Genomic DNA, 23,993 nt, shown 5'->3' on the forward strand with positions numbered 1-23,993 from the left:
ATTCGGTGAAGTTCTGCTATAGAAGAATCTCGACTAAGTTAAGCTCTGTCAAGTTAAATTCACGTAAGCTTTTTCCCCAACGCCTCAAACCACTGCGCTTTTCGCACCACTGAATTTCCATTATTGGCCCCACTGGTAGAGTGACAACTCACCACTGGCAAGTCAGGAAATAAATCATGGGCAAAAATTTCGCTGTAGGCTTTTCGACCATTGGCAATAATAAGACGTAAATGTGGAGTTTCTTTCCGCAATTTTTGAAAGTCATTCAGCTGAGTTTCTTTAAAGGAGCTGTCCAAACTGCCAGCTCGATTAAAATTGGCATAGACATCCCACAGGCCCAAGTGATGCTTCAATAGTTCCTCTATCCGCAGATTGTAGTCGGTGGATAAAGATAAGTCGAAGTATTCAAAGAGGATTTTCCAAAATTGATTGCCGTTATTGCCGTAATACTGCTGTCTTTTTAACGAAATTTGGCTGGGGGCGCTGCCGAGAATTAGTATTTCTATTTGTTGATTGTAAATCGGTGCTAGACCTTGTTCCATATTGAACTCCTTAGATGCCTAATTTATTGTACAAAGTCGCCAGCGAGATGCCCAATTGCTTGGCGGTTTTTTTCTTGCCTTCGATATCAGTGCCGTTGCGCTTGAAAAGTTCTGCGATGTAGTCATTTTCCTTCTGCTTAACATATTGCTTTAAAGGAATGATGTCTTCTTCGGCCAATTCGGTAGTTGGCGTGACAGTATGCTGATAATTGGCGAGATATTTTGGCAGTAAATCAGTAGTCAGCTTATCATTGGTGGTCATGACGCTGCAATATTCAATCACATTTTGCAGCTCACGGATATTGCCGGGCCATTCATAGGCTTTCAGGAAGCCTTCAAAGGCGCTGTCCATCATGATAGCAGAGCCTTGTCGTTCTAAGAAAAATTCAGCAAGTGGGATGATATCTTCTTTGCGCTCTCTAAGGGCGGGAATATTTAAAGTAAAAGTTGCCAAACGGAAGAAGAGGTCATGTTTGAATTTTTTGCTTTTTACTAACCCGTCTAAGTCTCGATTGGAGGCACAAATAATTCGGACATTGATAGGAATTTCCTTGCTACTGCCAAGGGGACGAATCCGCCGCTCTTGAAAAACCCGCAGTAATTTGGTTTGGACAGATAAATCCATCTCACCAATTTCATCGAGAAAAACTGTGCCGCCTTCCGCTTCGACAAAGACACCGTTCTTACCCTCTTTTTTAGCACCAGTAAAAGACCCGCTAGTGTAGCCGAATAGTTCACTCTCCAGCATTTCAGTGTTCAACGAGGCACAGTTAATGGGGATGAAGGGCGCATTTTGCCGCTCGCTGCTATTGTGAATTGATTGGGCGAACAGTTCTTTTCCGGTGCCGCTCTCCCCTTGAATCAAGACGGTGGAATCTCTTTTGGCCATTTTTTTGGCCAGTTGAATAGTAGCTAAGAGGGCAGAAGAATGCCCTTGAATACTGTCAAAGGTGTAGCGGGTGGCATAGACTTTATTTTTCAATTGTTTAATGGTGACTTCTGATTTTTGCAGCCGTTCTTTATACATTTTTAAATCAGTCGATTCAATTGAGCTGGAAATCGCCCCGACGACCTGATTATTTTCGATAATCGGCACGAGATTGGTGAAAAATTCTTTGCCTTTAATTTCTCTACGAATCGTCAGCAGGGGATGCTTTAAGTCTAAAACTTCGGTTAAACGCGAATCAGGGCGGACGTCTTTTAATTTTTTGCCGATAATTTCAGCGGGAATTAAATCGGTCATTTTTTTATAGCCTTGGTTGGCAAAGGTTATCGTGCCTTCAGGGTCAATCATCAACAAAGGCGAATAAATCGCATTTAAAATTAATTGGGTTTCTGGTGAGACTTTCATTTGGGAACCACCTTTCCTAAAATTCTAGAATTTTAGAATTTTCTGATCATACTCCTACTATACTTGGTTTGAAAAGGATTTCAAGGTAATCGCTTCCATTTTATTCTAATTTTTTAGAAATTATAAAAAATTCTTTGCGACAAACCCTGATTTCTATTCAAAAAAGGTTGGCACGCTACTTGCTTAATAGTGAAGTGTAGAAAACTTGAAAGGAAGTAACTAAATGAAAACAATTAGAATTGGCTCAGGAGCAGGTTATGGTGGCGACCGGATTGAACCGGCCTTGGATTTAATCAAGGAGGGCAACTTAGATTATATTATCTTTGAATGTTTGGCTGAACGGACTATTGCATTAGCACAAAAAGAAAAATTAGCCGATGAAACAAAGGGCTATAACCCATTATTGGAATACCGCTTTGAAAAAATCTTACCACTACTAAAAGAACACCCAGTTAAAATCATCACTAACATGGGGGCTGCAAATCCCATTTTTGCCGCTAGAAAAGTTAAAGAGCTAGCTAAAAAGCATGGCGTTGGTGGCTTGAAAATCGCCGCATTAATCGGCGATGACATTGTTGAAAAATTAGCTGAATTTGAAAATGAACCTGTGATGGAAACCGGTCGACCACTGGCTGAATTAGCAGAAAATATTTTATCGGCAAATGCCTACATCGGCGGCGAAAAAATTACGGAGGCTTTAGCAGGCGGTGCGGATATTATTATCACCGGTCGGGTTGCTGACCCAGCCTTGGTGATTGGCCCAATGATGCATGAATTTGGTCATGAATTTAATGATTTTGATTTTCTCGGCAAAGGCACGGTTGTCGGCCATTTATTAGAATGTGCCGGTCAAGTGACTGGCGGCTACTTTGCTGATCCTGGATACAAAGATGTTGCGGACTTGTGGAATTTAGGTTTTCCAATTGCCGAAGTGAGCGAAAACGGCGAAATCATAATTACAAAGCTGTCCGATAAAGGCGGCGAAGTGACCGTTGATACGGTCACAGAACAATTATTATATGAAATTCAAGACCCAACTAATTATCAAACACCAGATGTCGTCGCTGATTTTTCTAAAGTTACGCTGACGGAAATTGCTACCAATCGAGTTGCAGTTGCTGGGGCAACAGGTAAAGCTCGTACTGGCAGCTTAAAAGTCAGCGTTGGTTATACCGATGGCTTTATCGGTGAAGGAGAGATTTCTTACGGCGGTCATAACGCCTTAAAACGGGCGCAACTGGCAGCAGAGATTATCGAAAAACGCTTTGAATTATTAGGTTATCACTATGAAGAATTGCGGATTGATTACATCGGCGTCGATAGTCTCTACAAAGACAAATTAGGCAATAAATTCTTAGGTAGTGACCCGAGCTTTTCTGAAATTCGCTTGCGGATTGCTGCTAGAACCCACGACAAAGCATTAGCCGTTAAAGTCGGTCAAGAAGTTGAAGCACTATATACTAACGGACCAAGTGCTGGCGGTGGCGCTCGAGGTAAAGTAACTTCAATTGTCTCAGTGGCCTCTGTTTTAGTTCCGGAAGATTTACCAAGTTTAGAATTAGTTTGGGAGGAAGTATAAAAATGAAATTATATAATATTGCACACTCAAGAACTGGTGACAAGGGAAATATTTCGACAATTTCTTTGATTGCCTATGAAGAAAAAAATTATGAAGTGATTAAAGCCGCGGTGACGAGTGAAAAAGTTATGGAATGGTTTAGTGAATTTGGCACAACCAAAGTCGATCGTTATGAATTACCGCAATTAAACGCTTTGAATTTTGTTTTAGACAATACCTTGGGGGGCGGAGTCACTCGTTCGCTGGCAGTTGATACCCACGGTAAAGCCCTCAGCAGTGCTTTATTAGAAATGGATATTTAGGAGGTTCCTTATGTTAGCAATTTGGGGAATAATTACAATTGTCGTCTTATTACTGTTAATCATGAGCAAAAAAATGATTCCAGTTATGGCTTTAATTATCGTACCGGTTCTAACAGCGCTGTTTGCGGGCTTCGGCCCGCAACTCGGCGCGTTTATGCTGGATGGGATTCAATCTATTTCCGGCACCGGTGTTATGTTTATCTTTGCGGTCTTATTCTTTGGAGTTTTAAATGACGCAGGCACCTTTGACCCGATTATCCGGGGAATTTTGAAGGTGGTGGGAAAAGATCCCGTAAAAATTGCAGTCGGCATGGCCATTTTAGCCATGTTTATTCACTTGGATGGCTCAGGCGCCGTGACTTTCTTAGTTGTAGTACCAGCCTTCTTACCAATTTTTGAAAAATTAAACATGCGCCGTTCAACATTAGCGACAATTGTCGCAATTGCAGCCGGTGCCAATATTTTACCTTGGAGTGGACCGGTCATCCGGGCAGCGAGCGCTTTAGAAGCTGACTCGCCGATGAGTTTTTACGGTACGATGTTTATCCCAGTGTGTATCGGGATGGTTGCGGCCATTGTAATTTCTGGTTATTTAGGCCTGCGGGAAAAACGCCGCTTAATTGCAGAAGGTGGCTTTGAAGAAATTGAATTTGACCACACAGAATTTTCAACGGCTAGTGAATTTGCTCGGCCTAAAATGTTTATTCCTAACTTGATTTTAATTATCGTTGCGATTGCTACCATTATTTCTGGCGTGTTACCGCCGGCAACTGTCTTTATGATTGCCTTCTGTTTAGCTTTATTAGTGAACTACCGCACACCGGCTGAACAAAATCAACGAATTAAAGCTCATGGCAATGAAGCTTTGACGATGGCCAGCGTTTTATTTGCGGCCGGTTCCTTTACTGGTATCATGACCAACAGTGGCATGATTACAGCGATGGCGGATGGTTTAGTTTCAATCGTGCCTGCTTCAATGGCCGGTTCTCTGCCGTTAGTTGTCGGAATTTTAGCGATGCCGATGAGTTTACTCTTTGACCCAGATTCCTTTTACTTCGGAATTTTACCAGTCTTGGCATCAACCGCCGCTCAAGTTGGCGTTGATCCGTTAAGCGTCGGTCATGCGGCGATTGTCGGTCAAATGACGACTGGTTTTCCAATTAGCCCATTAACACCAGCGACTTTCTTATTGATAGGTTTAGTTGGTATCGACCTTGGGGAACATCAGCGAAAAACCATTCCATGGGCCTATCTGGTCTCAATCATTATCTTAGTATCAGGACTTATCACTGGTGCCATTTAATTGGCACGTAAAGGAGAAATTTAGATGACTGAAGTTTATATTGTAGCAGCTTTACGCAGCCCCATCGGATCTTTCGGCGGTGCGTTAAGCAGTTTAAAAACCGTTGATTTAGGGACGGCTGTTCTTGAAAAAGTTTTAGAAAAAAGTCAGGTGCCAGTTGAGGCTGTCGATGAAGTCTTTTTCGGCGCAACTTTACAAGCGGGACAAGGGCAAAATGTCGCACGACAAATTGCCATCAAAGCCGGCCTGCCGGTAGAAGTACCGGCGACCACAATTAATATGGTCTGCGGTTCCGGTATGAAAACAATTATCGAAGGCCTGCGTTCAATCTTAGCTGGCGATAATCAAATTGTTGTCGCTGGTGGCGCAGAAAGCATGAGTAATGCGCCCTACGTTTCAGAAACAGCCCGCTTTGGTGCCCGGATGGGAAATACGGAGCTTGTCGATACAATGATTCATGATGGTCTCTGGGATGCCTTCAATGATTATCACATGGGTATCACCGCAGAAAATATTGCGGAACAATGGCAGCTCTCCAGAAAGGCAATGGATGATTTTGCCCTTAATTCACAAAACAAAGCGTTTGCGGCGATTGAAGCTGGTCGTTTCAAAGATGAAATTGTTCCGATAACTGTGAAAAATCGACGGGAAACAATTGTCGTCGATACTGATGAGCACCCTCGCAAAACAACAGCCGAAAAATTAGCCAGTCTAAAGCCAGCCTTTAAAAAAGATGGCAAGGTGACCGCCGGCAACGCTTCTGGCATTAATGACGGTGCAGCAGCTTTAATCATTGCTTCAAAAGAAGCCGTCGAAGCCCACGGACTTAAACCGTTGGCAAAAATTATCAGCTGGGGGCAAGGGGGCGTCGACCCTTCTATTATGGGCATGGGACCGGTACCGGCCACTAAAAATGCTTTGAAAAAAGCTGGCCTGACGGTGGCTGATTTAGATTTAGTCGAAGCAAATGAAGCTTTTGCAGCGCAGGCGTTAGCTGATTTACAGGAATTAAAAATCAATCCGGAAATCACCAATGTCAACGGGGGTGCAATTGCCCTTGGTCATCCAATCGGCGCATCAGGAGCCAGAATTGTTGTGACCCTCCTGCATGAAATGCAAAAACGACCTGAGGCTAAAAAAGGCTTGGCCACTTTATGTATCGGTGGTGGCATGGGAACGGCTCTGATTGTAGAAAAGGTTTAGGTGAAACGAATGAAAAATAAACAAATTTCGATTGCAGAAGTCGTGGCAAAAATTCCTAGCGGTGCCACGCTGATGATTAACGGTTTTATGGGCTGTGGCAACCCCCATAAAATTATTGAAGCGTTGGCAGCTAGTGGAGTTAAAGATTTAACCGTGATTGCCAATGACGCTTCAATGCCCGTTGGCCCTCAAGGGGAGGACTTTTACGGCATTGCGAAGCTGATTCATAATCATCAGGTTAAAACTTTAATTGCATCTCATGTTGGCTTAAATCCTGAAGTGGCGCAGCAGATGAACGCTGGTGAGCTGGAGGTTATTTTAATTCCACAAGGTTCTCTAGCCGAAATGATTCGCGCAGGCGGTGCCGGTCTTGGGGGAATCATTACTCCAACAGGCGTGGGCACAATCGTTGAAGATCAAAGTTATACCATCGGTAAAACGGAAATAGATGGCAAACAATATTTAATTCAACGGCCTTTAAAAGCGGATATCGCTTTAATCAGCGGCTTTCAAGTAGATGAAAGCGGCAATGTCTGGTATCGAGGAACGACGAGAACCTTTGGCCCGCTGATGGCTTTAGCAGCAGAAACAGTAATCGTTGAAGCAGATCATCTCGTGTCTGCGATTGAGCCAGAAAATATCGTGACGCCGGGAGTTCTAGTAGATTTTGTCACAGCAAAGAAGGTGAGCTAAATGGAAAAGCAATTGACAACAAAACAAATTATCGCCAAAAGAGTGGCAGAAGAATTTATTGATGGTGCTCTGGTGAATTTAGGCATTGGACTGCCGACGCTGATTCCTAGTTTTTTACCTGAGGGTGTCGACGTGACGATTCAAACGGAAAATGGCATTGTCGGTGCCGGCAATACTGGCGATTTTGATCCAGCCTATGTCACCGACGCTGGTGGTCAACCGGCACAAATTTCTCAAGCAGCAGCCTTTGTTGATTCCGCCACATCATTCGCCTTAATCCGTGGCGGTCACGTTGATTTTACCGTCTTAGGCGCATTACAAGTGGATGAAAAAGCCAATCTTGCCAATTGGATTATCCCCGGAAAAATGGTGCCGGGCATGGGCGGGGCCATGGATTTAGTTTCCGGTGCCAAAAAAGTCATCGTAGCCATGGAACATACCGCAAAGGGAAAAGTCAAAATTTTAACTGATTGTACTTTACCTTTAACGGGAATGAATTGTGTTAATATGATTGTCACCGAATTAGCGGTGTTTGAATTTATAAACGGAGCACTGACTTTAACAGAAATCAATGACAATTCCAGTTTAGAGGAAATTCAAGAAAAAACAGCAGCCCATTTTACGGTGGCTTTAAAAAATAAGCTGACCGCCATCAGCTAAAGAAAAAGATTTACCCAGCCTTGCCTGAGATGTTTCCGGCAACGTTAGGTAAATCTTTTTTTGTAGAAAATTTTAAACCTTTTTCAACACAACACTAGCCCGCCTACGACTCATCACACCAACTAAAAAGACACAGGCAACTAGCATGAGTGGGAAAATACTGCCGCTAAGAATCCCTGCCTGTAATGAATTACCAGAATTTTGGGCAACGGTTCCCACTAGCGCCGGTCCAATCGAACAACCCAAATCCCCGGCTAAAGCCAGGTAGGCAAACATCGCTGTCCCACCGTTACGAATATATTTAGAAGAAAGACTAAAGGTTCCCGGCCATAAAATGCCAACCGAAAAGCCGCTTAAAGCGCAGCCGATAAAACCAAATATAGGATTACCGCTTAGTCCAACGAGCAAGTAGGCTGCTAGACAGAGAAAGCCGCTCGCCTGCATAAATTTATTTAATTGGATTTTTTCACCATATTTTCCATAGAGTAAACGGGAAAGTCCCATCATAATTGCAAAAAGCATTGGGCCAGCCAAATCTCCGAGAGCTTTGGAGACACCTAAGGCCTGCTCGGCAAAAGTCGAGGCCCACTGACTGATGGATTGCTCGCTGGCTCCGGCGGCTACCATCATCACCAAAAAGAGCCAAAAACTTTTCAAACCAAAAAGCTGCCGGTTGCTTAAGCTGACTTCGCCCTCAGGCACAACTGGAGCCAACGGTACTTTGGTGAAAATAAACATATTTGCTAGAGGAATTAAGGCCCATATCACTGCTAATATCGGCCAATTGGCAATGCCGAAAATCGCAAAGAAAATTGTCGAGACTAAAACCACGGCAACATAACCCCAGCAGTAAAAGGAGTGGAGCAGACTCATGGCTTTTTCTTTATTGTCAGTCGGACAGGCTTCAACAATTGGGCTGACTAAGACTTCTAATAGACCGCCACCAATCGCATAAATTAAAACGGATAATAATAAGCCAATAAATGGATCTGGCAGTATATTGGGTAAAATGGCCAAGCTTCCTAAGCCGATAAAGGCAAACAGATGGGCTAAGACAATCGAAAACCGATAACCAATCCGGTCGACAAAAAAGATTGCCGCAAAGTCCACTGCCAGCTGCAATAAGAAATTTCCTGAAATCAGCAATGAAATCTGGGTCAGAGAAATTCCGTATTGACTGCGGAAGGTCAAAAACAATAAGGGAATAAAATTATTTAAAATAGCCTGAACAATATAGCCTGTGAAACAAGCGTAGAGAGTTTTTTGATAATTTTTCATAGCAGTCTCCAATAACTTTATAAATTTTGTTAATAAAGTTATTTTAAGGTAGTCGCAAGAAAAACTCAATTGCATGTTGCACAAAAAATGCAGATTTATTCAGTCAAATATTGCAAATAGAGTAATAAGGCGGTCAGGGTCAGCCCATCAGTAATCGTATTTTGTTGAATTAATTCTCTGACCTTGGTCAGAGTCAGCCATTCGACTTGTTGCACTTCATTTTGGTCAAAGACTTTTTGCGGTAGTTCTTCTTGTAAATAGCCTAAATAAATCGCAAATTTTTGGTTGGTGATGCTATTACTAGGATAATACTCATAGAGTTTTTCAGTGATTGTTACTTGATAGCCGGTTTCCTCCAGACATTCCCTTGCCAATGCTGTTTCGGGAGTTTCAGCGGCTTCAAGACTGCCAGCGGGAATTTCCCAGCTAAGAGTGTCTAGTAAATATCGGGGCACTGCCACAAATAAAATTTCTTGGCGAGGGTTTAAAATAATTCCCGCCACAGATTCGTTGGGGACATCAATGACATAATAATTCAACTTTTGTCCGGTTCTCTCCTGGGTGATAGCATCGAGATAAAGATTATACCAAGGATTTTCTAAAATAATCTTACGGTGCTGACGGTGAAAGAGTGACATCATAAAACTCCTTTTAGAAAACTTTTTCCTTTATCATAGCAAAAAGAATGAAGAGGCTGTGTAATTAGTTAAAGCAGAACCGAACTTTACAAACAACATCTAGTAAAATCACTAAATATTGCTGATTTGCGCCGAGGACCTAATGGACCGAAGAGCAAATACAATATAGTTTGGTTTTTAATCTGCTAAAAGACTAATTATACAACCTCTTCAAACTCCTGTTGCTATAAATTAAACGCTACTTTGGGCGACTGCCAAAATAGCAGCGGGAATCCGATAAGGAGAACAAGAAACGTAATCGACGCCGATTTCTCTTAAAAAGGTGATTGAAGCAGGATCACCACCGACTTCTCCGCAGACGCCAAAAGAAATTTTTTGATTCAGCGGTTTGACTTTATTCACCGCCGTACGCATCAACTCACCAACCCCCTGCGTATCTAAATGTTGATACGGGTCATTAGCTAAAATATGTTTTTCCATGTACTCGGGAATAAATTTAACAGAATCATCCCGAGAAAAACCGTAAGTTAGCTGGGTCAAATCGTTTGTACCAAAGCTAAAGAAGTCGCTGTTTTCTGCTAGCTGATCCGCTGTCAAGCAAGCCCGAGGAATTTCTAGCATCGAGCCGATTTTATACGGCGTCGCAAAATTATATTCGTCAAAGACTTCCTGAATCGTTTTTTCTAAAACCTCCCGCAGAAAATCCAACTCACCTTTCTCACTGATCAACGGCAGCATAATTTCTGGAATCACCTGAATGTTTTGCGTCTGAGAAATTTCTAGAGCGGCTTTGATAATCGCTCTAGTCTGCATCTCATAAATCTCGGGGTAGGTAACCCCCAGACGACAACCTCGATGACCGAGCATTGGGTTGACCTCTTCTAATTCAGCAATCCGCTGGCGAATATCGCTTAGACTTTTACGGGTTTCAGTAGCGGCCCGTTTCAAGTCTTCTTCCTTTGGCACAAATTCGTGCAATGGCGGATCTAACAGGCGAATGGTGCAGGGCAGGCCAGCCGTCAAACTAAAAATTTCCCGGAAATCTTGAATCTGAAAGACTTCTAAATTAGCTAAAGCCTGTTCACGGCTGGCTTTAGTATCAGCTAAAATCATTTTGCGCATTTCCCAAATGCGCTCTTCGCCGAAAAACATGTGCTCAGTGCGGGCTAAGCCGATGCCGGCAGCGCCAAATTTTAAAGCTGTCTGAATATCTTCAGCAGTTTCAGCGTTGGCGCGCACTTTTAAATCGCCAAGCGTTAAGCCCCATTCCAAAATCTTCGATAATTTTGAAAAATCATTGTCTAAGGTTGTCGGGATTTTGCCGAGATAAACTTTGCCGCTGCTGCCGTTCACGGAAATAACGTCGCCTTCTTCTAAAACAACGTCACCGGTTTTGGCCCGTTTCATAAATTCATCCACCTCTAAGGCCTCACAGCCCACAATACAGCAGGTCCCCATTCCACGGGCGACCACGGCCGCGTGGGAAGTCATGCCGCCTCTGGATGTGACGATGGCTTCACTGACCACCATGCCCTCAATATCTTCTGGGGAAGTGTCTTGCCGCAGCAAAATAACTTTTTCACCGGCGTCATGGGCATCCTTCGCCGCTGCTGCTGTGAAATAAATTTTTCCGGTAGCAGCACCGGGACTTGCTGGCAAACCGCTGACTAATGGCTCGGCAGTTTTTAAGGCTTCTTCATCGAACACAGGATGGAGAGATTGATTAATCATTTCTGGCGTAATTCGATTCAAGGCCTCTTGTTTTGTAATTGCTCCGCTTTCAGCTAAATCAATCGCAATTTTCATGGCGGCTTTGGCAGTCCGCTTACCGTTTCTAGTTTGCAAAATAAATAATTCACCATTTTCAATCGTGAATTCGATATCCTGCATATCCCGATTATGGTCTTCTAAAATTGTACAAATTTTTTCAAATTGTTGATAGACCTCGGGCTGCTCTGTTTGTAGCTGACTGATTTCTTTAGGGGTTCGAATCCCCGCAACGACATCTTCTCCTTGAGCGTTGATTAAATATTCTCCAAAAATACCAGTCTCGCCTGTTGCGGGATTGCGGGTGAAGGCCACGCCTGTGCCGCTTTGGTCGCCAGTATTGCCAAAGACCATCGCTTGGATATTGACGGCAGTACCCAAATCATCAGAAATTTGATGCAGCCGGCGATAGGTTTTGGCTCGAGGATTATTCCAAGAGGCAAAAACTGCCTGCACCGCTGCGGTTAATTGCTCAAAAGGATCTTGTGGAAATTTTTCTTTAATATGTTCCATATAAATTAACTGATAGGCTTCTGTGACCCGCTGCCAGTCAGCCCCTGTTAATTGATTATCTTCTGTATAATCATGTTCTTTTTTGTAATGGTCTAAATAATTTTCAAAATAACTGCGGTCAACGCCTTTGACAACATCGGCATACATTTGAATTAGCCGACGGTAGCAATCATAGGCAAAGGCCGGATTGTCGGTAGCTGTTGCCAAAGCTACCACGGTTTGGTCGTTTAAACCTAAATTTAAAATAGTGTCCATCATGCCGGGCATCGAAAATTTTGACCCGCTGCGGACTGACACCAAGAGGGGATTGCGAGTAGCACCAAATTGTTTATTTGTTTTATTTTCCAGTAATGTGACATACTGTTTGATTGTCTCCAGTAAGTTTTGGGAAAGGCAAAGGGTATCTAAATAATCCATGCAGGCGCCAGTGGTGATGGTGAAGCCAAAAGGCACGGGTAATTCTAAGCTGGTCATCTCCGCTAAGTTTGCTCCTTTACCGCCTAATAAGTCCAAATCTTCCTTTGTACCCTCTGAAAAATCATAAATAAGTTTGCTCATCTACTGCTCTCCTTTTAATGTGATGTTCTTATCAATCTAAAAAAAATATATAGTATGACATAATAAATGTCAATAGTATACTCTAATAAAAAACATTTTCTAGCAGCGGAAAGTCAAAAATTTATTTTTATTTAAAAAAATGAAGAGAAGTGGCGCATTGTAAAGTTAGTCGGCGAAGATGGGCTTCTACCGCTTTCTCAAAAATATCCATCTTTAGCTCTTTTCTCTGAAGCAAGTCAACCTGCTTGGTGGAAAAGGGGGCTTTCGCTATACTTAAAATAAATTTAAAAGAGGAATGGGTTAAGTTTATTATGGACAATTTAATTTCTACGTTTTTAGAACGGAAGGACGATTTATTAACCGCCACCTTCCAGCATTTATCGATTTCGATTATTGCCTTGTTGATTGCAATTTTGATTGCGGTGCCGTTGGCCATTTGGCTGGCCAACCATAAACGAATGGCGGAAGTGATGTTGCAAATTACCAGCGTGCTGCAAACTATTCCGTCACTCGCTTTATTAGGATTACTAATTCCTTTTGTCGGGATTGGGACAGCGCCAGCGTTGATTGCGCTAGTAGTCTATGCGCTTTTGCCAATTTTTCAAAATACTTATATTGGTCTTTCAGAAATTGATCCTTCAATTGAAGAAGCGGCAACAGCCTTTGGGATGTCGCGGATGCGCCGTTTGATTAAAGTTGAACTACCGATTGCTTTACCGGTGATTGTTTCGGGTATTCGGACAGCACTGGTTTTAATTATCGGAACAGCCACATTGGCAGCCTTAATCGGAGCTGGCGGTCTCGGAACATTTATCATGTTAGGGATTGATCGTAACGATCCGACATTAACTTTAATTGGTGCGATTTGTTCGGCTTTACTGGCAATTATTTTCTCTGGTCTAATCAAATTGATGCAGTATTTGAAACCAAAATTTACTGTGCTTACTTTAGCTGTCTTGGTCTTAATTTTTGGTGGCTTCTCCGTTTATCAAAGTGGCTTTTTTGCAAAGGACACCATCACGATTGCCGGGAAATTAGGTGCAGAACCAGATATTTTAATCAATATGTATAAGGAACTAATTGAACAAGAAGATCCAGATGCAAATGTTGAATTAAAAGAAAACTTTGGGAAAACGAGTTTCTTATTTAGTGCACTGGAAAATGATCAAATTGATATTTATCCAGAATTTACTGGAACAGTTTTAGAAAGCTTAGTCACCTTGCCCGAAGATGACCAAGGGGTGAAATTCTCTGCTGAGGATACTTATACCGAGGCCAAGAAATTATTGGATGAACAATTCCAAATGAGTTTCTTAGAACCGATGGCTTACCAAAATACCTATGCCTTAGCGGTCAAAAAAGACTTTGCTGAAGCCAATGATATTACGACAATTTCTGATTTGATGAAGGTCCAAGATCAAATCAAAGCCGGTTTCACTTTAGAGTTTATCGACCGGGAAGACGGCTATAAAGGCATTCAAGAATTGTACGGCTTGAACTTCCCAAGTGTGCAAAGTATGGAGCCTGCGTTGCGGTACCAAGCGATTAATAATGGCGATATTAATTTGTTGGATGCTTATTCGACAGATAGTGAAATTGCGCAATATGATTTAGTAGTCTTACAAGATGACCGGGCCTTATTCCCGCCATATCAAGGGGCACCGTTGATGAAGACTAGCTTTGCCGACGAACATCCGGAAGTGGTGACGGCTTTAAATAAATTGCAAGGGCTGATTACAGAGGAACAGATGAGTAATATGAATTATCAGGTCAATGTAGAAGGTGCCGATCCTGCCGATGTGGCCCACGACTTTTTAGTAGATCAAGGCTTGTTGGAGGAATAAAAATGGAAAAAATAATTGAGTTTAAAGAGGTCAGCAAAGAATTTAATGGTAATCGCGTCATTGAAAATTTAAATCTGACAATTAATAAAGGTGAAATTTTTGTAATGGTAGGTCCTTCCGGGAGCGGAAAGACCACCACGATGAAAATGATTAACGGTTTAACAGTGCCGACTGATGGCAATGTTTACTTTAAAGAACAGCGGATTAAAGACTACGACATCAAAAAAATGCGCTGGCAAATGGGCTATGTGCTGCAACAAATTGCGCTTTTTCCAACAATGACTGTCCGCCAAAATATTGAAGTTATCCCGGAAATGTTAGGCTGGGAAAAGGAAAAACGGCATGCCCGAGTCGATCAATTATTGGCTCAGGTGGATTTAGACCCAGAAGAATATCGCCACCGCCTGCCGAGTGAATTATCCGGCGGGGAACAACAGCGGATTGGTATTTTGCGGGCGCTGGCTGCCAGCCCAGAAGTTATCTTGATGGATGAACCCTTTAGCGCCTTAGATCCAATTTCTCGGACAGCCTTACAGGAGCTTGTTTTGAAAATTCATCAAGATTTAAAAACGACGATTGTCTTTGTTACCCATAACATGAAAGAAGCGTTAAAATTGGGTGACCGAATTGCCGTGATGCGGGATGGTAAAGTGCTGCAATGCGATACTCCGGAACAAATTTTGGCTCATCCGGAGTCTGATTTTATCGAAGCCTTTTTTGAAGAAGAGGGTGAGATTCAAGCTGATTTTATCTCCATTGGATTGTTGGTAGAGGATGGCTTTTACGAAGAGGCGACGGCTGCTGATACATTGCCATTGCCGAAAATCTCTTTGAGTGAGACGTTAGATCAGGCCTATGTTTTATTAGCCGATGCAGAAAAATTGCAAATTGTTGATCACACGCAGCAAGTGATTGGTCACTTAACTAGTAAAAATGTTTTCCAATACCTCAGTCAAAAAAAAGGAGGAAAAACCCATGTTGAAGTTTGATGCTGTTGTCATCGGTTCCGGCGTCGCTGGTCTCAGCGCTGCTTATAAATTAAAGGATGCCGGCAAAAAAGTCGCCATCATTGAAGAAGACCTTTGGGGAGGCACCTGTCCAAATCGCGGCTGTGATCCCAAAAAAATTCTAATTGCCGGCGTGGAAGCCCGTGATCGGGTAAATCAATTGGTCGGCAAAGGTTTCAATGAACTAGCACCGATGAATTGGGAGGAGATTGAAGCCTTTAAACGCAGCTTCACCGACCCGGTGCCTGAAAGCCGTCAAAAAGGCTTAGCCGACTACGGTGTTACAACTATTTATGGCCAAGCTCGTTTTATAGATGCTAATCACATCACGGTCAATGAAGAAGAGATTGAAGCTGCGCAATTTTTAATTGCGACAGGTCAGCGGGCTAATCTGTTAAATTTGGATGGGCAAGAATATTTAAGCAATAGCACCGACTTTTTGGCTTTATCCCACATGCCAAAAAGAATGGCCGTTATCGGCGGTGGCTATATTGCCTTTGAGTTGGCAACAATTGCCAATGCAGCCGGCTCAGAGGTGACGATTATTTTGCATAATCGCCGCCCATTAAAAGAATTTGATGCAGCATTAGTTGATGAAATGGTTGCTCAATTAAAGGAGCGGGGAATTCGCTTCATATACGATACAGATATCAAAAAAATAGTAAAAACGGCCGAGGGCTATCACCTTTCAGCTGATGATACAAATTTGGAGGCTGATTTTGTCTTGTGTGCTACTGGTCGGATTCCTAATGTCGAAGAGTTAAATCTCGAGGCAGCTCAAGTTGAGTATTCAAAAAAAGGCATCAGCGTCAATGACTATTTGCAGACTTCTGCTGAAAATATTTATGCCTGCGGAGATGTCTTAGCAAAAACACAGCCACGCTTAACACCGGTTTCAACTTTTGAAGGTGAATACGCAGTCTCGGCTATGCTAGGCAACCAAACTCCTATCAGCTACTCGACAATTCCGACAATTGTCTATGGCAGTCCTAAACTAGCAAAAGTTGGCGTTACCAACGAGGGGAACGGCATCAAAATGGTAGAGCAGGATTTGACTGCTTGGTTTACTTATCAACGATTAAATGAACCAACTGCTAAAGCAAAACTTTATTTTGATCAAAATAACCAGTTGGTAGGGGCGACGACTTTAAGTGGTCAAGCCGATGAATTGATAAATTATCTAGCGCTGGTTATCGACCAAAAAATTTCCCATGATACGATGAAGGACTATATTATCGGTTATCCAACCGTTGCCAGTGATTTAGCGTATTTAGTTTAAAAAAGAATTTAAAATAAAAAAATAAATTTGCATCGGCCTCCCTTTACGAGGCGGTGCAAATTTATTTTTTTCCTGTTGTTTTGATACTTGTCAAAAAACTGATTGAGGTTTAAAAAACTATTCTACAATATCTCTCCAAACCTAATTGGAAAGGAGGATAAGCCAATTGTTCTAATCAACTCTGGCAACTTTGCTGTGGGAGTTAGGCAATTGGCTTTTCAAGTTAAAAACTAAAGCCATCTTGAGACTTTGTTGCAGTCCTCAATTATTTTTTGATGCACGTTTAAAGACGGGGATGTCACTGTTGGTGCCGTAATCAAAGTCATTGATGGCTTTTAAAATAGCCATGTCTGCGGCTGAAATCTCAAAAGCAACATCCGCATTGTTTTTCATATGGTCAACACTTTCAGTTTTTGGCAATGGCAGCAGATTCAATTGCAAACAATAGCGAATCGCTAATTGCGGAATAGAGACGCCATATTTTGCGGCCATTTCAGTAATTTGCGGATTGCTCATCATTTCGCCATGGGCAATTGGCGAATAAGCCTCTACTAAGATTTCGTGTTTTTGCGAAAATTCAATAACATCAAAAGGTGTGTGGCCAATATGAGCCAGCACTTGATTGACCATCGGTTTAATTTTGGCATGGTCTAAAAGATTTTGCAGGTCGGCTTCTTCAAAGTTTGAAACGCCAATCGCTTTGATTTTTCCTGCTTCATAGGCTTCTTCTAAAGCCTTCCAAGCTGCTAGATTGCCTTCAAAGAAGCGCTCTTCGTCATTTTGGAATTCCGCCCAAGGCTTAGGACTGTGGATAATCATTAAATCAATGTAACCGAGGTCTAATTTTTTTAACGACTCATCAATTGCAGCCACTGCCTGATCATAATCTTTAATTTCAGCCGCGAGTTTAGTTGTCACAAAAAGGTCTTCTCTTGCTACGCCTGAATCTCTAACGCCTGCTCCAACTCCGACTTCATTTGCATAGGCTTGAGCGGTATCAATATGGCGATAACCGACTGCAATCGCGTTTTTGACATCGTCAGCGACCTTTTCATCGGCAATCATCCAAGTTCCAAAACCGATTTTAGGAATGGATAGGCCGTTTGCTAAGGTATAAGTTTCATTTAACATCTGTATTCCTTCTTTCTAAGTTTGTAAACCCATCATACAACTTAAAGCTGACTTTATTTAAGGCAAGTAGAAAGTTTGAAATTTTTTTTCAATAGACATGATATAATTAAAGGGAGCTAGAAATATTAAAAGGATGTGGTGAAAATGCAGTATATTTTATATTTGGGACAGCTTGGATTACCGTCAGCTCGTGTGTTGCTTCTTTTGGCGGGGGTTCTTTTGCTACTATTAGCTGGAGTGGTTTATTTCACAAAAACGGAATTTTTTGTTCGCATAATTAATGTACCAATCGGCGCTGGTCAAAAGGATACTAAATTAGTTAAACGTCGACAGCTCGCAGCCATCACTTGTCTGGTGCTTGGACTAGTCTTTTTTGTGGCAGGAATTATCAGCTAATAAACGGAAATTTTTTATCTGTTTTATCTGTATGGTAGCTCTCTGTGGAAGCAAAAAAGTGCAGGTCAAGTTTTTTTGAGATTATAATTCACAGAACCAGTTTGAATAGTCTCTGGGTCTTGTAAGATTTGAAGAAAAAGTGCGAGTGTTTCGACAATTTGAAGCTGTGAAACGCAAATTGAAATTGTTTAGCGATTCTTAGTGTGAATAGTGTTTCGACATATTAATTTTATACTACCGAAAGTTGTACGTGTAGTGTTTTTAAACAAAAAAATGAGGGTGCCTGAAATTTCAGGCACCCTCAATCGATTTTTATGCGGAAGATGGGAGTTGAACCCACACGAGCTAAGCTCACACGCGCCTGAAGCGTGCGCGTCTGCCATTCCGCCACTTCCGCATTTGACTAGCAATAGAATAGTCCAAAATATCGAATAAAGCAACTAAAAATTTTTTACCTTGTCAATAAATGAGTGGGATTAAAAAAACGATTAAAAACTTTTTTTATTATTTTTTTCATTAATATCCAATATTGTCCGGCAACTAAGTTATAATTAGTAGGGACTGTCGTCAAAAGGATTGCTGTTGTTTTTGGCTATCAAGAAGCTCAGCTGTCAGCATAGTATCATCATTGTGGATTAAAGTTGGTAAATGCTGCAAAAACTCAGTGTTTATCAGAGAAAATCCCTGTTTTATGTAACTAATAATTTTCCTGTGATTAAGTGAAGAAGCTATTATTCTGCTTTTTTTATAAGTCATTTTCTTATATCCGAAAAATTCATAATTAAATTGACCAGAAAGCCGATTAATACTATAATTTAATATATATAGCAATTTTTCAGATAATTGCTTACATCAGCATTTTCTTAAGGGAAATTATGGAAAGAACTTATTGTATATATGAATAGAAAATTAAAAATCTTGGAGGATCACTATGTTTGGTAAAGGGAAAAACAAAAAAAATAAAAAACGTCGTTACGATGAAGAGTTTGAAGATGAATATGACGAATATGATGAAGAAGATTGGGACGACGAAGACGAGGAAGACTGGGACGACGAAGATGATGAGGATTATGATGACGACGATGAGGACTGGGACGATGAAGATGATGATGACGACTGGGACGACGATGAAGATGACGAACCAGTAAAGAAAAAACGCGGCTTCTTTGGTTTTGGTCGTAAGAAAAAAGATGACGACGACTGGGACGATGACGACGAGGATGATGAGGACTGGGACGACGAAGATGATGACGATTGGGATGAAGACGAAGACGACGATGACTGGGATGATGAGGATGAAGAGGAAGAGTATGAAGAACCTGTTCGTAAGAAAAAACCAGCAGCTAAAGCTAGTCCTAAATCCAGTCCTAAGAAAAAACAGTCTGGCTATGAAACCCCTGATCAAGCTTATTATTCTGAAACAGCAGAACCGCAATCTACAGCAGAAATTGATCGCTTAGAGGAAACCGTGGCTCGTTTGAAGGAACAATTAGAATTAAAACAAGAAGAAGTGACTAGAATTGCAACGAGCTTTGCGGAGAAGGCCCCGGTTGTTGCACCAGAACCAGCACCAGCTGCGGTCACTCAAGAATTTGAAGCGATTGTTTCCAAGCTGCAGGAACAGCTGTCCCAAAGAGATCAAGAATACGCGCGAATGGCCGAAACAATCAGCCAGCAGGAAAAACAATTGCAAGCTGAGATTACGAATAAAAACGATGAGCTAGCTAAATCAGTAGAAATACTCCAGCAACAGTTGGCTGAAAAAGAAGCTCAAGCATTGCAAGAGCCAGTTTCAACTCCAGTGGAGGCGGAACCTGTGATAGAGCCGACAGTTGAAGCGGCAGCTGTCGTTGAAGAAATGGATGCGGCATTTGCTGCAGTTGAAGAACCGGTTATTACATCAACAGAGCCTGTAGTTGCTGTGGAACAACCAACACCGGTTGCTCCGAAATTATCTGAAGCAGAAGAAAATATGATTTTTGACGCCAGAGCAGAGAGTGAGCGGATTATTGCCGATGCCCAGCTGGAAGCTCAGCAGATGATTGCTGAAGCCCAAGCGCGGGTGCAGGAATATGAAGATGAAATCAACAAGTTCAAAGAAACTTTAGCTAAAATCAAAGGCGAAACAATGGAAGTATTTGATCAGTATTTAGATTAAACTTCTCACAATCAAATCAAACCATTGGAAAGGAAGGATAGCTTGAAAAATCAAACGATTCAAACCGCTATCTATCCAACGCCAGCACCGGCGGTTGGAGTAACGATAATTGAAAAAGATAAGTTTCAGAGTTTAACGGCAGCTTGTCGTCAGATGATTGAAAACAAACAGCTGACAGGAGCGCCTTCAGATGAAGCGATTCGCGACTATTTTCAAAATATTTTTCAACTTACAGATCCAACCTACCATGTGGAAATTATTGCCGATCAGCCGCTGTCAATGACCCAAGAGCTTTGGCAGCAGCTGGAGGCAGCTTTTCCGCAATTCGCCTGGATTTTTTTGAAGGAGACGGAAAGCCGTCAGCAATATCTCTATTATGCATCTTTTGTTCCGTTGGCTAGTACGGAGAAACTATTTCCTTTTGAGATTAATTTTCAAGAAAGTGTGCTTCAACAGTTTGCGTCAGTTTCCGGCAAGGCGATGGCTTTGGTGGAGGAAAAAATTTCCGAGATGATTCGTGAGATTCAACAGGCGGTTCAAAATAGCGGTGATATGGCTTCCAGCGAGGAAATGATTTCCTTGGAGGAGCTACAAGCAGAACTTGACCAACTTGAAGAACCCGAAGACCTTGAAGAAGAACTAGCTGAAGTAGAAGTCGATGAGGCCTTTGAAGAAGCAGTCGACGAAGTGTTAGCTGACGACGAAGAGTTTGAGGAAGAAGCTGAGGCAGAGGTCCTGACCGAGACGCTTTCGCTTACTGAGGATGAAGTTTTTCCAGAACTAGCCTTAAAAGTCGAGGATTTGCAAAATCGGCTGAAACACGAAAAACTTAACCGTCAAAAGGTGAAGAATACTAATAAAAAATTGGAGCTGATGATTGAGCGCTTAGAACAATCATTGATAGCTAATAGCATTAGCTATTTTGGTGAAGCCGACGAAGCAGATGAAGATTGGGATAAGATTCTTAAAATTGATTTACGGGAATACACCTATCTGATTCAGAAAACTAAATACTTGGAACAAATGTGGCAGATGAATGGTAAAATGTTAAATCGTTCTGAAAGAATGACGGTTTCTAGCGACCGGATTACTTATGAACGCAGCCAAGTAGACCATATTAAAGATAATTTTTCCGCTAACGAAATCAGTTTTGCGCTTTACGAATCGCAGATGATTGAACAGCGGGTTAAAGTTCACGCTAGAACATGGTTTGGCATCGGCAAACCCCATGTTAAAATCATGAAAATGGATTATGATAATCTAGTCAGCAAAGCGGCTTACTTCGATTTATTACAGGGCGAAACGATTATCTTAGAAAAAATCGCCAGTGAAGATCGAGCTGATATTGACTAAAGGAGCTTAATGTTGGAAAATAAAGTGGCAAACAAGTCAAAATTGATGATTAGTTTAATAATCGCCGGTCTAGTATTACTACTGGCAAATTGCGGTATGCTGCTTTATGGTTTTATTTTTCCAAAGTATATCGTGCATGGCGAATCTATGGAACCCACGTTAGTAAGTGATGAAATTGTCCAAATCACCAGTCACGGTGAACCGGAACGGTTTGATGTTGTCGTTCTTCATCCCCCAACGGATGAGGAGGAAACCTATATCAAACGGGTAATTGGTTTGCCAGGTGAAAATGTATATTATGCAGATGGGCAATTGTACATAAACGGTCTTCCAGTCGGTGATACATTTTCGACAATTACGAATAATTTTTCCCTTAAAGAATTGTTTGGGATTGAAGAAATTCCCGCCAACTATTATTTAGTTTTAGGGGATAACCGGGAAATATCTTTAGATAGTCGAATTTTTGGGTTGGTTTCCCAAGAGGAGATTATTGGAATTGTTGGAGGATAGTTAATGAAATTTAGCAAAGATGCACTGACAAAACAATACAAGCTACTGACATTAATTTACTTTATTGCCTCGCTTGTCTTTATGTTATTATTTTTAATTCTGTTGATTGTCTTTTATCTCACGCCTTTTCGGGATAATGTCACAATTAGTCACTTGTTTTTCCTGCTTTTCTGTTTGTTAATGGTCTTTTATCTCCGCTTTAACGCCTTTAATTATGAAAGAATGGCGAATCGCGATGATAGCGAGCCCAGTAAAGAAAAAGCCAAAGCACCAGTGAAGCTTAAAAGCAATTTGAATCCAAACCGCAATCGAATCAGTGGGGGGAATCGTTCCCGCAAGAGGATTTCGGTTTCAGGTAAAAAAGAAAGATATTAGAGGAATACGGGACTCTGTTTTATGCAAGTCTGCTAGGGAGGAACACTGAAAAATGAAATATAAAAAAGTTGTCAATGGTCTGTTGATTTGCAGTGCTGTGTTGGTCAGCGCTGGCGCCTTTTATCTTCAGTCCCATTTATTTAATGAAACATCTGCTCAGGAGCAATCAGAAATAGTTGTGCAAAGCAGCGAGAGTGCGACTGTTAGCGACAACAGTCAGGAAATTGCTGATGTTGTCAGCTCAGAGAGTTCTGCTGTGATAGTTGAAGAGACTTCCGAAAGCTCACAGCCGGTTGTCGAATCAACAACACCGCCAGTGACAGAATCAACAACGGCGCCTTCCGTCAGCACCGAGCCAACTGAATCCACTTCAAGTAGCGAAGCGCCGATAGAAAGTTCTTCAACTGAGCCGTCTGAAACGACTGACTCCAGTTCAAGCACGGCTACTGATGACTCATCGACTACCGATAGCTCGACGACACCAGCACCAGAAAATCCAGCAGGAGGCAACACAGAAACGCCGACACCAACGCCAACACCGGCTCCTGAGGAAACAACAACGGCAACACCTGCCGAACAGCAGGTAATTCAAGCGATTCAACCGCCATTAACTAGCGGTTCTGTTGAAAGCAATTATAATTATTCTGTCACTGCCAACAAAACAACGGCAGAATTTATTGAAGCCATCGGAAAAGATGCCCAAGAAATCGCTTGGAATGCTGATTTATATGCATCTGTTATGATTGCCCAAGCCATTTTAGAAACCGGCTCAGGGAATAGCCGTCTATCATCAGAGCCAAACTTTAATTTATTTGGGATTAAAGGCAGCTACAACGGTGAAAGTGTCAGCTTTAACACCCAAGAAGATGACGGCTCAGGTACTTTATATACCATTCAAGCCAGCTTCAGAAAATATCCTAGCTACCGTCAATCTTTAGAAGATTACGCTGAACTTTTGCGGGGGGGAATTCAAGGTAACAGTTCCTTCTACAGCCAAACTTGGAAGGTCAATGCTGACTCTTATCAAGACGTCACCGCCTTTTTAACTGGCCGTTACGCTACGGATACCAACTATAACTTGAAATTAAATGCGTTGATTGAAGCCTATAATTTAACTGACTACGATCAAAAACCAAATGCTGGCGAAACTAGTTCCGCCGCTACTGAGTCCGCTGAAGCTAGTAACAACTCAGCACAGCTCTCTGGCAATACAAAGGTCAACAGCATTTCAACAAATAATCGAAGCAGCCAAGGGGCAACGATTGCTGCCACTAAAATTTCCGGCAATAGCTTAGCCAATGATGTCATTACTAAATCGATTATTCAAAGCCCAGCGAACCAAATTTTAGGTAGTCTTTCACCATGGAATAAAATTAATCGATAAACTTAAATCACCTGATTCTCTCTGTAGACCATTGTCTATCAGATGGAGTCAGGTGGTTTTTTAATAAGAAATTAGTCAGAGGCAGAGACATTTTTAAATAAAATTTCCAAACAAAAATCAGTCATTCCCTAAAGCAATTGCACTAGGGGCGTGACTGATTTTTTTGAAA

At 41.9% G+C, this 23,993-nt stretch carries 21 protein-coding genes and 1 tRNA gene; 15 read left to right on the forward strand and 7 right to left on the reverse strand.

Annotation, left to right across the window (positions count from 1 at the left end):
* Positions 1–59: 59 nt before the first annotated feature.
* Positions 60–542, reverse strand: a complete 483-nt coding sequence (locus tag AC1Z3S_RS04020) for a DNA-deoxyinosine glycosylase (RefSeq protein WP_461739267.1) — start codon at positions 540–542, stop codon at positions 60–62.
* 10 nt (positions 543–552) lie between these two features.
* On the reverse strand, positions 553–1,893 hold the full coding sequence (locus tag AC1Z3S_RS04025; protein ID WP_461739268.1) for a sigma-54 interaction domain-containing protein: 1,341 nt from the start codon (positions 1,891–1,893) through the stop codon (positions 553–555).
* Between the two features lie 223 nt (positions 1,894–2,116).
* Here AC1Z3S_RS04025 and AC1Z3S_RS04030 point away from each other — a divergent pair, with 223 nt between their 5' ends.
* From AC1Z3S_RS04030 to AC1Z3S_RS04055, 6 genes are read left to right on the forward strand one after another with little or no spacing between them, the layout of a single operon-like run.
* Positions 2,117–3,472 carry an acyclic terpene utilization AtuA family protein gene (locus AC1Z3S_RS04030; protein ID WP_461739269.1) on the forward strand — a complete coding sequence of 452 codons (1,356 nt, stop codon included), beginning with the start codon at positions 2,117–2,119 and terminating at the stop codon, positions 3,470–3,472.
* A 2-nt stretch (positions 3,473–3,474) separates the two neighbouring features.
* Positions 3,475–3,774: an AtuA-related protein gene (locus AC1Z3S_RS04035; RefSeq protein ID WP_461739270.1), complete on the forward strand. Its 300-nt coding sequence runs from the start codon at positions 3,475–3,477 to the stop codon at positions 3,772–3,774.
* 10 nt (positions 3,775–3,784) lie between these two features.
* Positions 3,785–5,077, forward strand: coding sequence for a CitMHS family transporter (locus AC1Z3S_RS04040; protein WP_461739271.1), 1,293 nt, complete (start codon positions 3,785–3,787; stop codon positions 5,075–5,077).
* Positions 5,078–5,101: 24 nt separating this feature from the next.
* Positions 5,102–6,280, forward strand: a complete 1,179-nt coding sequence (locus tag AC1Z3S_RS04045; RefSeq protein WP_461739272.1) for an acetyl-CoA C-acetyltransferase — start codon at positions 5,102–5,104, stop codon at positions 6,278–6,280.
* Positions 6,281–6,289: 9 nt separating this feature from the next.
* Positions 6,290–6,973: a CoA transferase subunit A gene (locus AC1Z3S_RS04050; RefSeq protein ID WP_265455779.1), complete on the forward strand. Its 684-nt coding sequence runs from the start codon at positions 6,290–6,292 to the stop codon at positions 6,971–6,973.
* Entirely contained in the window at positions 6,974–7,633 is a 660-nt protein-coding gene (locus AC1Z3S_RS04055; protein WP_461739273.1) for a 3-oxoacid CoA-transferase subunit B, read from the forward strand.
* A 72-nt stretch (positions 7,634–7,705) separates the two neighbouring features.
* Here AC1Z3S_RS04055 and AC1Z3S_RS04060 read toward each other — a convergent pair whose 3' ends face one another.
* The 3 genes from AC1Z3S_RS04060 to ppdK all read right to left on the reverse strand — a co-directional run bounded on the left by AC1Z3S_RS04060 (position 7,706) and on the right by ppdK (position 12,387).
* Entirely contained in the window at positions 7,706–8,911 is a 1,206-nt protein-coding gene (locus AC1Z3S_RS04060; RefSeq protein WP_461739274.1) for an MFS transporter, read from the reverse strand.
* A 95-nt stretch (positions 8,912–9,006) separates the two neighbouring features.
* Positions 9,007–9,549 (reverse strand): NUDIX hydrolase, encoded by a 543-nt coding sequence (locus AC1Z3S_RS04065; RefSeq protein WP_461739275.1) that lies wholly within the window; start codon positions 9,547–9,549, stop codon positions 9,007–9,009.
* 231 nt (positions 9,550–9,780) lie between these two features.
* Positions 9,781–12,387, reverse strand: a complete 2,607-nt coding sequence (gene ppdK, locus AC1Z3S_RS04070; RefSeq protein WP_461739276.1) for a pyruvate, phosphate dikinase — start codon at positions 12,385–12,387, stop codon at positions 9,781–9,783.
* A 311-nt stretch (positions 12,388–12,698) separates the two neighbouring features.
* Between ppdK and AC1Z3S_RS04075 the strand changes: the two genes are divergently transcribed.
* Genes AC1Z3S_RS04075 through AC1Z3S_RS04085 form a run of 3 tightly spaced genes read left to right on the forward strand, consistent with a single transcriptional unit; the run spans position 12,699 to position 16,517 of the window.
* The gene (locus tag AC1Z3S_RS04075; RefSeq protein ID WP_265455773.1) at positions 12,699–14,231 is read left to right on the forward strand and encodes an ABC transporter permease/substrate-binding protein; all 1,533 of its coding nucleotides are present in this window, start codon (positions 12,699–12,701) and stop codon (positions 14,229–14,231) included.
* Between the two features lie 2 nt (positions 14,232–14,233).
* The gene (locus AC1Z3S_RS04080; RefSeq protein ID WP_461739277.1) at positions 14,234–15,220 is read left to right on the forward strand and encodes an ABC transporter ATP-binding protein; all 987 of its coding nucleotides are present in this window, start codon (positions 14,234–14,236) and stop codon (positions 15,218–15,220) included.
* Positions 15,207–16,517: a dihydrolipoyl dehydrogenase family protein gene (locus AC1Z3S_RS04085; protein WP_461739278.1), complete on the forward strand. Its 1,311-nt coding sequence runs from the start codon at positions 15,207–15,209 to the stop codon at positions 16,515–16,517. The genes AC1Z3S_RS04080 and AC1Z3S_RS04085 overlap by 14 nt, the downstream gene beginning before the upstream one ends.
* A gap of 261 nt (positions 16,518–16,778) precedes the next feature.
* On the opposite strand, the gene AC1Z3S_RS04090 is transcribed toward AC1Z3S_RS04085, so the two are convergent.
* Positions 16,779–17,648, reverse strand: coding sequence for an aldo/keto reductase (locus AC1Z3S_RS04090; RefSeq protein ID WP_461739279.1), 870 nt, complete (start codon positions 17,646–17,648; stop codon positions 16,779–16,781).
* Between the two features lie 144 nt (positions 17,649–17,792).
* On the opposite strand from AC1Z3S_RS04090, the gene AC1Z3S_RS04095 reads away from it, so the two are divergent.
* Positions 17,793–18,044 carry a hypothetical protein gene (locus AC1Z3S_RS04095; protein WP_461739280.1) on the forward strand — a complete coding sequence of 84 codons (252 nt, stop codon included), beginning with the start codon at positions 17,793–17,795 and terminating at the stop codon, positions 18,042–18,044.
* Between the two features lie 315 nt (positions 18,045–18,359).
* Here AC1Z3S_RS04095 and AC1Z3S_RS04100 read toward each other — a convergent pair.
* A tRNA-Leu gene (locus tag AC1Z3S_RS04100) sits at positions 18,360–18,441 on the reverse strand.
* 534 nt (positions 18,442–18,975) lie between these two features.
* Here AC1Z3S_RS04100 and AC1Z3S_RS04105 point away from each other — a divergent pair.
* From AC1Z3S_RS04105 to AC1Z3S_RS04125, 5 genes are read left to right on the forward strand one after another with little or no spacing between them, the layout of a single operon-like run.
* Positions 18,976–20,202 (forward strand): hypothetical protein, encoded by a 1,227-nt coding sequence (locus AC1Z3S_RS04105; RefSeq protein ID WP_461739281.1) that lies wholly within the window; start codon positions 18,976–18,978, stop codon positions 20,200–20,202.
* 42 nt (positions 20,203–20,244) lie between these two features.
* Complete coding sequence (locus AC1Z3S_RS04110) at positions 20,245–21,555, forward strand: hypothetical protein (protein WP_461739282.1); 1,311 nt, start codon at positions 20,245–20,247, stop codon at positions 21,553–21,555.
* A 12-nt stretch (positions 21,556–21,567) separates the two neighbouring features.
* Positions 21,568–22,065 carry a signal peptidase I gene (lepB, locus tag AC1Z3S_RS04115; protein ID WP_461739283.1) on the forward strand — a complete coding sequence of 166 codons (498 nt, stop codon included), beginning with the start codon at positions 21,568–21,570 and terminating at the stop codon, positions 22,063–22,065.
* A gap of 3 nt (positions 22,066–22,068) precedes the next feature.
* Positions 22,069–22,440 (forward strand): hypothetical protein, encoded by a 372-nt coding sequence (locus tag AC1Z3S_RS04120; RefSeq protein WP_461739284.1) that lies wholly within the window; start codon positions 22,069–22,071, stop codon positions 22,438–22,440.
* A 52-nt stretch (positions 22,441–22,492) separates the two neighbouring features.
* Complete coding sequence (locus tag AC1Z3S_RS04125; RefSeq protein ID WP_461739285.1) at positions 22,493–23,824, forward strand: glucosaminidase domain-containing protein; 1,332 nt, start codon at positions 22,493–22,495, stop codon at positions 23,822–23,824.
* Positions 23,825–23,993 lie beyond the last annotated feature (169 nt).

It is taken from the genome of Enterococcus sp. LJL90 (assembly GCF_056924355.1).

Coding starts and splice junctions, on each gene's coding strand:
- AC1Z3S_RS04040 (WP_461739271.1), top strand. CDS start 3,785: ATGTTAGCAATTTGGGGAATAATTACAATTGTCGTCTTATTACTGTTA.
- AC1Z3S_RS04080 (WP_461739277.1), top strand. CDS start 14,234: ATGGAAAAAATAATTGAGTTTAAAGAGGTCAGCAAAGAATTTAATGGT.
- AC1Z3S_RS04055 (WP_461739273.1), top strand. CDS start 6,974: ATGGAAAAGCAATTGACAACAAAACAAATTATCGCCAAAAGAGTGGCA.
- AC1Z3S_RS04085 (WP_461739278.1), top strand. CDS start 15,207: ATGTTGAAGTTTGATGCTGTTGTCATCGGTTCCGGCGTCGCTGGTCTC.
- AC1Z3S_RS04095 (WP_461739280.1), top strand. CDS start 17,793: ATGCAGTATATTTTATATTTGGGACAGCTTGGATTACCGTCAGCTCGT.
- AC1Z3S_RS04020 (WP_461739267.1), bottom strand. CDS start 542: ATGGAACAAGGTCTAGCACCGATTTACAATCAACAAATAGAAATACTA.
- AC1Z3S_RS04105 (WP_461739281.1), top strand. CDS start 18,976: ATGTTTGGTAAAGGGAAAAACAAAAAAAATAAAAAACGTCGTTACGAT.
- AC1Z3S_RS04030 (WP_461739269.1), top strand. CDS start 2,117: ATGAAAACAATTAGAATTGGCTCAGGAGCAGGTTATGGTGGCGACCGG.
- AC1Z3S_RS04120 (WP_461739284.1), top strand. CDS start 22,069: ATGAAATTTAGCAAAGATGCACTGACAAAACAATACAAGCTACTGACA.
- AC1Z3S_RS04050 (WP_265455779.1), top strand. CDS start 6,290: ATGAAAAATAAACAAATTTCGATTGCAGAAGTCGTGGCAAAAATTCCT.
- ppdK (WP_461739276.1), bottom strand. CDS start 12,387: ATGAGCAAACTTATTTATGATTTTTCAGAGGGTACAAAGGAAGATTTG.
- AC1Z3S_RS04065 (WP_461739275.1), bottom strand. CDS start 9,549: ATGTCACTCTTTCACCGTCAGCACCGTAAGATTATTTTAGAAAATCCT.
- AC1Z3S_RS04090 (WP_461739279.1), bottom strand. CDS start 17,648: ATGTTAAATGAAACTTATACCTTAGCAAACGGCCTATCCATTCCTAAA.
- AC1Z3S_RS04045 (WP_461739272.1), top strand. CDS start 5,102: ATGACTGAAGTTTATATTGTAGCAGCTTTACGCAGCCCCATCGGATCT.
- AC1Z3S_RS04035 (WP_461739270.1), top strand. CDS start 3,475: ATGAAATTATATAATATTGCACACTCAAGAACTGGTGACAAGGGAAAT.
- AC1Z3S_RS04060 (WP_461739274.1), bottom strand. CDS start 8,911: ATGAAAAATTATCAAAAAACTCTCTACGCTTGTTTCACAGGCTATATT.
- AC1Z3S_RS04125 (WP_461739285.1), top strand. CDS start 22,493: ATGAAATATAAAAAAGTTGTCAATGGTCTGTTGATTTGCAGTGCTGTG.
- AC1Z3S_RS04025 (WP_461739268.1), bottom strand. CDS start 1,893: ATGAAAGTCTCACCAGAAACCCAATTAATTTTAAATGCGATTTATTCG.
- AC1Z3S_RS04075 (WP_265455773.1), top strand. CDS start 12,699: ATGGACAATTTAATTTCTACGTTTTTAGAACGGAAGGACGATTTATTA.